The following is a 7,490-nucleotide window of genomic DNA, read 5'->3' on the forward strand; positions in this document are numbered from 1 at the left end:
CATAGGGTCACCCGGCCGACTTCGCAACGCGACCGATTGCAGCCGCCGGCGATTTCGGGCGAACGGACGCAGCTTCGCGCCGGCAATCCGCGCTTCCGGGCCAAAAGAAACGCCCGCATCCATCGGATGCGGGCGCAGGCCGCCATCAGGCGGCATTCAGGAGCCGGAGGCTCAGGCGGCAGCGGTCGCCTTCGTCGTGATGACGTTGAACGAGGCCGGCTTCAGGCGCAGCGTCAGCCGCTCGCCGTCGATGGTGACGTCCTTGTTCTCCTTCGGCGCGACCGTGTTGGGCGCGTCCTTGGTGTTGACGGCCTTCAGGTTCGAATGGTGCAGCTCGGTCGCGTGCACCAGCTCGCGATCCTTGCCAAGGCCGCGCAGCTCGACCTCGACGTCCATCGAATCCGTCAGGCTGCGGTTGAGCGCGATCACCGTCGTGGTGCCATCGGCCGGATTGTCGATCACCGTCGCATAGAGATAGGGGATCTCGGGGAAGGTCTTGGCGCTATAGGACGGCGATTCCGCCACGCTCTTCAAGACGCGGCCATGGCCGTACTTCGAGGCGAGCGCGAACGGATGGAAGATGGTCTGGCGCCAGGCGGCGCCGCCGGTTTCCGTCATGATCGGGCCGATGACGTTGACGAGCTGCGCCAGGCAGGCCGTCTTGACGCGATCGGCGTTGTTCAGCATGGCGATCAGGGCGCCGCCGACGATCAGCGCGTCCTCGGCGTTGTAGACTTCCTCGATCAGCTTCGGCGCTTCCGGCCAGCCGGGGACGCGCATGTGCTCGATCTTGTGGGTCTTGTACCAGACGTTCCATTCGTCCAGCGACAGCATGATCTTCTTGTGCGAGCGACGCTTGGCGCCGACCGCGTCGCAGATCGCCGCGACTTCCTTGATGAAGGCATCCAGCAGCTCGATGACGCCGAAATATTCGGCGGCCGAATCCGCATGGTTGTTGAAGTAGGTGTGCAGCGAGATGAAGTCGACCTCGTCATAGCAATGATCAAGGACCTGGTATTCCCACGAGCCATAGGTCGGCATGTTGCGGTGGGACGAGCCGCAGGCGGCGAGCTGGATGGTCGGGTCGACCCAGCGCATCACCTTGGCGGTCTCGAGCGCGACGCGGCCATATTCCTCGGCGGTCTTGTGGCAGATCTGCCAGGGACCATCCATCTCGTTGCCGAGGCACCAGAACTTGATGTCGTGCGGCTTCTCGTAGCCATGCTCCTTGCGGAGGTCCGACAGCGCCGAACCGCCCTCATGGTTGCAGTATTCGAGGAACTGGCGCGCCTCGTCGGGACCCTTGGTGCCGAGATTGACGCCGAACATCGGCTCGATGTCGGCCTTCTTGGCCCACTTCATGAACTCGTTGGTGCCGAACTGGTTGGTCTCGGTCGAGAACCAGGCGAGGTCGCGGCGGACGGGGCGCTTGTCGGCCGGGCCGACGCCGTCCTCCCAATTGTAGCCCGAGAGGAAATTGCCGCCGGGATAGCGGACGATGGTGGTGCCGAGTTCCTTGGTCAGCTCCAGCACGTCGCCGCGGAAGCCATCCTCGTCGGCGGTGGCGTGGCCGGGCTCGTAGATGCCGCCATAGACGCAGCGGCCCATATGCTCGACGAAGGTGCCGAACATGCGCCGGTCGAGTTCGGAGACGACAAAGTCGCGGTCGACGATGAGTTTGGCGTTCAACATGGATGGAAAGCTCTCGGATTGATCTGCAGTAAACGTGGGAGGGGATCGCCGCCGGCCGGAGCCGGGCGGCGACGGTGAAGTGCCGCTAGCCCTTGATGCCGGCGGAAAGCATGATCGCCTGCGTCACGCGACGCTGGAAAAGCAGGTAGGCGATCGCGACAGGGAGGCCGGCCATGACGGCGCCGGCGATCTCGCGGGCGTATTGCACGCCGAACGCATCCTTGACCTGGGTGATGCCGACCGTGACGTTCATCGTCGATTCCGAGGTGGAGACGAGGAACGGCCAGAGGAAGTTGTTCCAGGCGCCGATGAAGGTGATGATGGCGAGCGCCGTCGTCACACCCCAGTTCATCGGCAGGTAGATGCGGAAGAAGATGTTGAACTCGTTGGCGCCGTCGACGCGGGCCGCCTCGCGAAAGTCCTTCGGCACGCTGTCAAAGAACTGCTTATAGACGATGACGACGACGGGAACGATCAGCTGCGGCAGGATCACGCCGAGCCAGGTGTTGATCAGCCCGAAATCGCTCATCAGGATGAAATGCGTCACGATCAGCGTCTGGATCGGCACCATGAAGCTGGCCAGGATCATCAGCCAGATGAGGCTGCGGCCTGGGAAGCGCAACTGCGACAGCGCATAGCCGCAGGTCGATCCCATCAGGAGCACCAGCACCGTGACAGCGCCGGAGGTGACCAGCGAATTCACGTACCAGGTGCCGATCGAGGTGTGCGTCAGCACATAGAGATAGGCGCCGATCGTGAAGGTCTTCGGCCAAAGGCGTATGCCCGGCTCCACCACCTCGAATTCCGGCTTCAGCGTCGTGACCATCGCCCAGTAGAGCGGGAAGGCCCAGATCACCGCGATGACGACGGTCAGGAGCGTGAGGGCGAGGCCGACGGCGTTGAAGCGCCGCATCCGCATCATGTCGACGCGCGGTTCGGCCAGCACCTTGGTTTCCGCGGTAGCGCTCATGACCGGCCTCCCCTGACGCGCAGCAACTGATACTGGAATACAGAGAACACGACGATGATCGCGAACAGCGCCAGGGCGACGGTCGCGCCATAGCCGCCCTTGTTCATCTGGAAGGCGAGCTTGTAGACATACTGCACCATGACCATGGTCGGATTGGCCTGGCCGCCGATGGTGAACAGGTAGACCTGATCGAAGATCTTCAGCTGCAGGATGAGCTGGATCGTCAGCACGAGGGCCGTGATCGGCCAGATCAGCGGCCAGGTGATGTAGCGGAACTGCTGCCAGCGGCGGGCGCCGTCGAGAGCTGACGCGTCATACATGTCCTGGGGAATGTTGCGCAGGCCGGCGATGAACAGCAGCAGGTTGAAGCCGTTGGTCCACCAGATGGTGATGAAGGCGACGGCGGGCATCAGCCAGACCGGATTGCGGAACACCGGCACGCGCTCGCCATAGAAGAACTCGATCACATACTGGCCGATGCCGAACTGGACGTCGAAGATCCAGCGCCAGATCAGGAAGATCACCGAGACCGGCAGGATGTAGGGCAAAAAGAACATCGCCAGGATAACGCTCTGCGTCCAGCCCTTCAGGCGATTGACCATCAGCGCGATGCCGAGCCCGACCAGCGTGTTCGGAATGACGGTCAGCAGCACGAAATAGCCCGTATTGAGCACGGACGTCGTGAACAGCTTGTCCTTGAACAGCTTGACGTAATTCTTCAGGCCGACCCAGTTGCCGTCGCCGATCAGCGGCGCATCGGTGAAGGTCAGCTCGATCATCTTGATCGTCGGATAGATGAAGATGACCAGATAGACGATCAGGAACGGAGCGACGAAGGCGAGAGCCCAGGCATACTCACGGTAACGGTTTCTCATGCGATCTCGAAGCTCCGCCGAGGAAGAGGGATCCGGCCGGCATGCGACGGGGCCTGCCGGCCGGGGGCGGTCTTGCAGACGGCGTTAGTCGTCGAGGAGACCCTGCAGCTCTTCCTGCATTTCGGTCATCGCTTCCTTCGGGTCCTTCTCGCCATTGATGGCGGGAACCAGGTAGTTGCCGGCCGCGTCATAGACGGGCGAGGCGACGCCGGCGATCTTCGAGGACGGATCGAAGACGGCGGTCTTGGCGAGCGTCGAGTAGGTCGCGTTCGGCTCCATCTTCTTGAACTCGGCGCTATCGGCAACCGGGAGGAAGGCCGGGATGTGGCCGGCGGTAGCCCAGGACAGGCTGTTCTCGTTCATCCACTTGATGACGGCGAGGACGGCCTTGAGCTTCTCGGGCGAGATTTCCTTGCCCTTGCGGTTCGGGATCGCGAAGGCGTGCGAGTCGGCCCAGGTCGCCGGCTGCGCGAACAGCGTCGGCAGCTGGATCGCGCCCCACTCGAAGCCGAGCTTGCCCTGCTTGGCGAGGTCGACCATCGTCGGCACTTCCCAGACGCCGTTGATGTGCATCGCGGCCTTGCCCGAGGTGAAGAGCGCGACCGAGGCCGGATAATCGACCTGCTTCGGCGCCCAGCCCGACGTCGTCCACTTGGCGACGGCAGCAGCGGCGTTGACGGCCTTGTCGAGGTTATCGCCGTCGAGGATCTTGCCGTCCTTCAGGAACTCGCCGCCCTGCTGGCCGAGCAACGAATAGAAGATGCGCCACTGCGAATCGCCGGTCGCGCTGTGGATCGAGACACCGTAGTCGGTGCCGCCATCCTTCAGCTTCTGCAGCGCGGCGTCGAAGTTCTCGAGACCGTCGAGACCCTTCGGCAGGCCGTCATCGCCGAGCAGGCCGGCCTTCTTCAGCAGGTCCTTGTTGTAGTAGAGCACGACCGAATGGATATCGAACGGCACGGCATACTGCTTGCCGTCGACCTGCGCGGCCTTCCAGTTGGCCGGCTGGTAGTTGCCGGCCTCGATGCCGGCGGCTTTCAGCTCGTCCGGGGAGATCTCGCGCAGGACGCCGGAATCGACACCGAGCGGCAGGCGCGACAGGTGATAGGTCATGACGTCGGGGCCTTCGCCGACGGCGGCCGAGGTCTGCACCTTGGTGTAGAAGGGAACGCCCCACTCGAGCGTGGTGGCCTGGATCTCGATGTCCGGATGCGTCTTGTTGAATTCGTCGAGCAGCGCCTTCATCCGCACGCCGTCACCGCCGGACAGGAAGTCCCACCAGACGACCGTCTCCTTCGCCTGGGCGCCTGCCGTCATCGCCAGCAGCGCCGCCGTGGCGAGCGCCTTCGTCATAAACTTTCGCATATCGCGTTTCCTCCGCTTTGTTGCCGCCCATCGGATCTCCCAACAAGATCCGTCCTCCGGCGACTTTCATTTCGCCCCGCCGATGGCGGAGTAGCTCCACTGCCGCGGCGGCCGACACGTCCTGCATGTCGTCCCGCCCTGCCTCATCACCGCGCACCCGACTTCCTCATCGTCGAAGACGCGCGACCACCCCAGGGCAGAGCTTGGAACATCCGGACTGGGACATCCCCGTTTTCGGCCCCGCATACGATTTCCCAACCGAGCCCCTCCCCAAGAGGTGGTCAATGGTATTATCATATGCCTCGATCATGATTTTGATCCCGGGGTTTGTCAATCCGGTCTTCCAGCCCTGTCGACGGGCGGGGACGCCGGCTGCACGAACCCCGGAATCCGGCCGAAGCAGGATGCGGGGTCTTGGCCTCCGCATCGCAAACCGCGTAAAGGATGACACTTGGCGGGAGAGAGTGTGATGCTGGAGCGCGAGCTTCTACCGGTAGGAACGATGAGCGCGCAGGTCGCCAACCATATTGGCGTCCGGATCGTCTCCGGCGAATTCCTGCCTGGAACGTCGCTGCCGATCGAAAGCGAGCTCTGCCAGACCTATGGCGTGAGCCGGACGACGATACGCGAAGCGGTGAAGAGCCTGGCCGGCAAGCGGCTGATCGAGGTCTCGCCGAAGGTCGGTACCCGCGTGCTGCCGTTCGCCGAATGGAACCTGCTCGACCGCGACGTGCTGGCCTGGCGCCTGCAGGCGCAGTTCGACCAGAAGATCGTCGAGGACATCTTCGAGATGCGGCTCTGCTTCGAGCCGCGCGCCTCGTTTCTCGCGGCCCGCGACGGCACGGCCGAGGATTTCGGCAAGATCGAGCACTATTTTCACGAGCTCGTCGCCGCCTACGAGCAGAAGCTGCCGATCAAGGCGACATCGGAATCGGCGCTCGGATTCCATCTCGCCGTGATCAACGCCTCGCATAACGGCCTGTTCGTCACGATCGGCAGTGCCGTCAAGTCGGCGCTGCGCGTCTCGTCCGAGCTGTTGCAGCAGCACGCGGCGCAGCCGAACGAGGACATCGCCCTGCATGACGCCGTGCGCACGGCGATCCTCGCCCGCCGGCCGTCCGAGGCCGCCGACGCGATGACCCGCCTGCTCGCCGCCTCGCGCGAGCGCATGCTGCCGCTCACCGTCGACGCGGCCGAATAGGAACGGCGCCGGCGGGGCCGGCGCCGCCGAGCGTCGAAACCCGACTAGTCCGTGCAGCCGCCGGTCGCGAGTTCCACCTTTCGGGGCGCCGCCGGCGTCGTGCGCAGCGCCCACAGCGCCACGAGGAAGGCGGCGATCGGCAGCAGCGCCGCGGCCCAGGTGACCCCTTCCAGCCCCGGGCCATGATCGATGACAACGCCGCCGATCCAGGCGCCGATGGCATTTCCGAGGTTGAAGGCGGCGATGTTGAAGCTCGAGGCGAGGCTCTGGCCGGCGCCGCGCGACTGCTCGATCACCCACATCTGCAAAGGCGCCACGGTGGCGAAGGCCGATGCGCCGAGCAGGCCGATGATCACCACGGCGGCTGCCGGGTGATGCAGGGCGGGTCCGGTCGCCAGCAGCACGGCCGCGAGAACGAGCAGGCTGCCGAGCATCGTCGGCACCAGCCTGCGATCGGCCAGCCGGCCGCCCAGCAGATTGCCGACGATCAGGCCGCCGCCGAACACGAACAGGATGGGCGACACGGCCGCCTGCGGCAGGCCGGTAACCTCGGTCAGAAGCGGCACGATATAGGTGAAGACGGCAAACAGGCCGGCATAGCCGAGCACGGTCGTCAGCAGGCCGAGCAGGACCGGCCGACGCATCAGCGCCTTGAGGTCGCGCTTCAGGTCCGGCGCGTCGGCATCCGGCACGTCGCGCGGCACCAGCAGCGCGATGACCACGAACGCGACCACGCCGACGCCGGCCACCGCCCAGAAGGTCGCGCGCCAGCCATAGGCCTGGCCGAGCCACGTGCCGAAGGGCACGCCGAGGACATTGGCCACCGTCAGGCCGGTGAACATGATGGCGATCGCCGAAGCGCGGCGATCCGGCGCCACCAGGGTGGTGGCCACGACCGAGCCGACCCCGAAGAAGGTGCCGTGCGCGAAGGCGGCCAGCACGCGGGCGGCCATCAGGCTCGCATAGTCGGGCGCCACCGCGCAGGCGGCGTTGCCGATCGTGAAGATCGCCATCAGCGTCAGCAGCGTCGTCTTGCGCGACCAGCGGACGGTGAGCGCCGTCAGCAGCGGCGCGCCGGCGACGACACCCAACGCGTAGCCGGAGATGAGCAGGCCGGCCATCGAGATGGAGACGCCCAGATCGGCGCCCACCTCCATCAAGAGGCCCATGATGACGAATTCGGTGACGCCGATGCCAAAGGCACCGACGGTCAGGGCAAGGAGCGCGAGGGGCATGAGGAAGCTCTTTGTGGTTCAGGATCCCGCCCAAGATAGGGGGCCGGTCCGGATCGACTGAGAGCCTGGCGATAACAGCAGCTTGGAATCGAGTTCACATATGCCGTTTTGCTTTTGCCGTCCGCGCCGCTGTTCTTCGTTCTTCGTTGTGT

Annotated in this window: 6 protein-coding genes; 1 reads left to right on the forward strand and 5 read right to left on the reverse strand. The window is 64.7% G+C overall.

The window, feature by feature from the left end; all coding sequences use genetic code 11:
- Positions 1-171 precede the first annotated feature (171 nt).
- The 4 genes from arfA to OSH07_RS12980 all read right to left on the reverse strand — a co-directional run bounded on the left by arfA (position 172) and on the right by OSH07_RS12980 (position 4,902).
- A complete protein-coding gene (gene arfA / locus OSH07_RS12965) occupies positions 172-1,689 on the reverse strand; it encodes an arabinosylfuranosidase ArfA (protein WP_266339089.1) in 1,518 nt (505 codons plus the stop codon).
- Between the two features lie 88 nt (positions 1,690-1,777).
- Complete coding sequence (locus OSH07_RS12970; protein WP_266339090.1) at positions 1,778-2,605, reverse strand: carbohydrate ABC transporter permease; 828 nt, start codon at positions 2,603-2,605, stop codon at positions 1,778-1,780.
- 53 nt (positions 2,606-2,658) lie between these two features.
- Positions 2,659-3,537 carry a carbohydrate ABC transporter permease gene (locus tag OSH07_RS12975; protein ID WP_266339069.1) on the reverse strand — a complete coding sequence of 293 codons (879 nt, stop codon included), beginning with the start codon at positions 3,535-3,537 and terminating at the stop codon, positions 2,659-2,661.
- Between the two features lie 84 nt (positions 3,538-3,621).
- Positions 3,622-4,902, reverse strand: a complete 1,281-nt coding sequence (locus tag OSH07_RS12980; protein ID WP_266339070.1) for an ABC transporter substrate-binding protein — start codon at positions 4,900-4,902, stop codon at positions 3,622-3,624.
- 451 nt (positions 4,903-5,353) lie between these two features.
- Between OSH07_RS12980 and OSH07_RS12985 the strand changes: the two genes are divergently transcribed.
- Positions 5,354-6,103, forward strand: a complete 750-nt coding sequence (locus OSH07_RS12985; RefSeq protein ID WP_266339071.1) for a FadR/GntR family transcriptional regulator — start codon at positions 5,354-5,356, stop codon at positions 6,101-6,103.
- A gap of 44 nt (positions 6,104-6,147) precedes the next feature.
- On the opposite strand, the gene OSH07_RS12990 is transcribed toward OSH07_RS12985, so the two are convergent.
- Positions 6,148-7,338 (reverse strand): MFS transporter, encoded by a 1,191-nt coding sequence (locus OSH07_RS12990; protein ID WP_266339072.1) that lies wholly within the window; start codon positions 7,336-7,338, stop codon positions 6,148-6,150.
- Between the last annotated feature and the right edge of the window lie 152 nt (positions 7,339-7,490).

It is taken from the genome of Kaistia nematophila, from assembly GCF_026343855.1.
In the GTDB taxonomy this organism is placed as follows: domain Bacteria; phylum Pseudomonadota; class Alphaproteobacteria; order Rhizobiales; family Kaistiaceae; genus Kaistia; species Kaistia nematophila.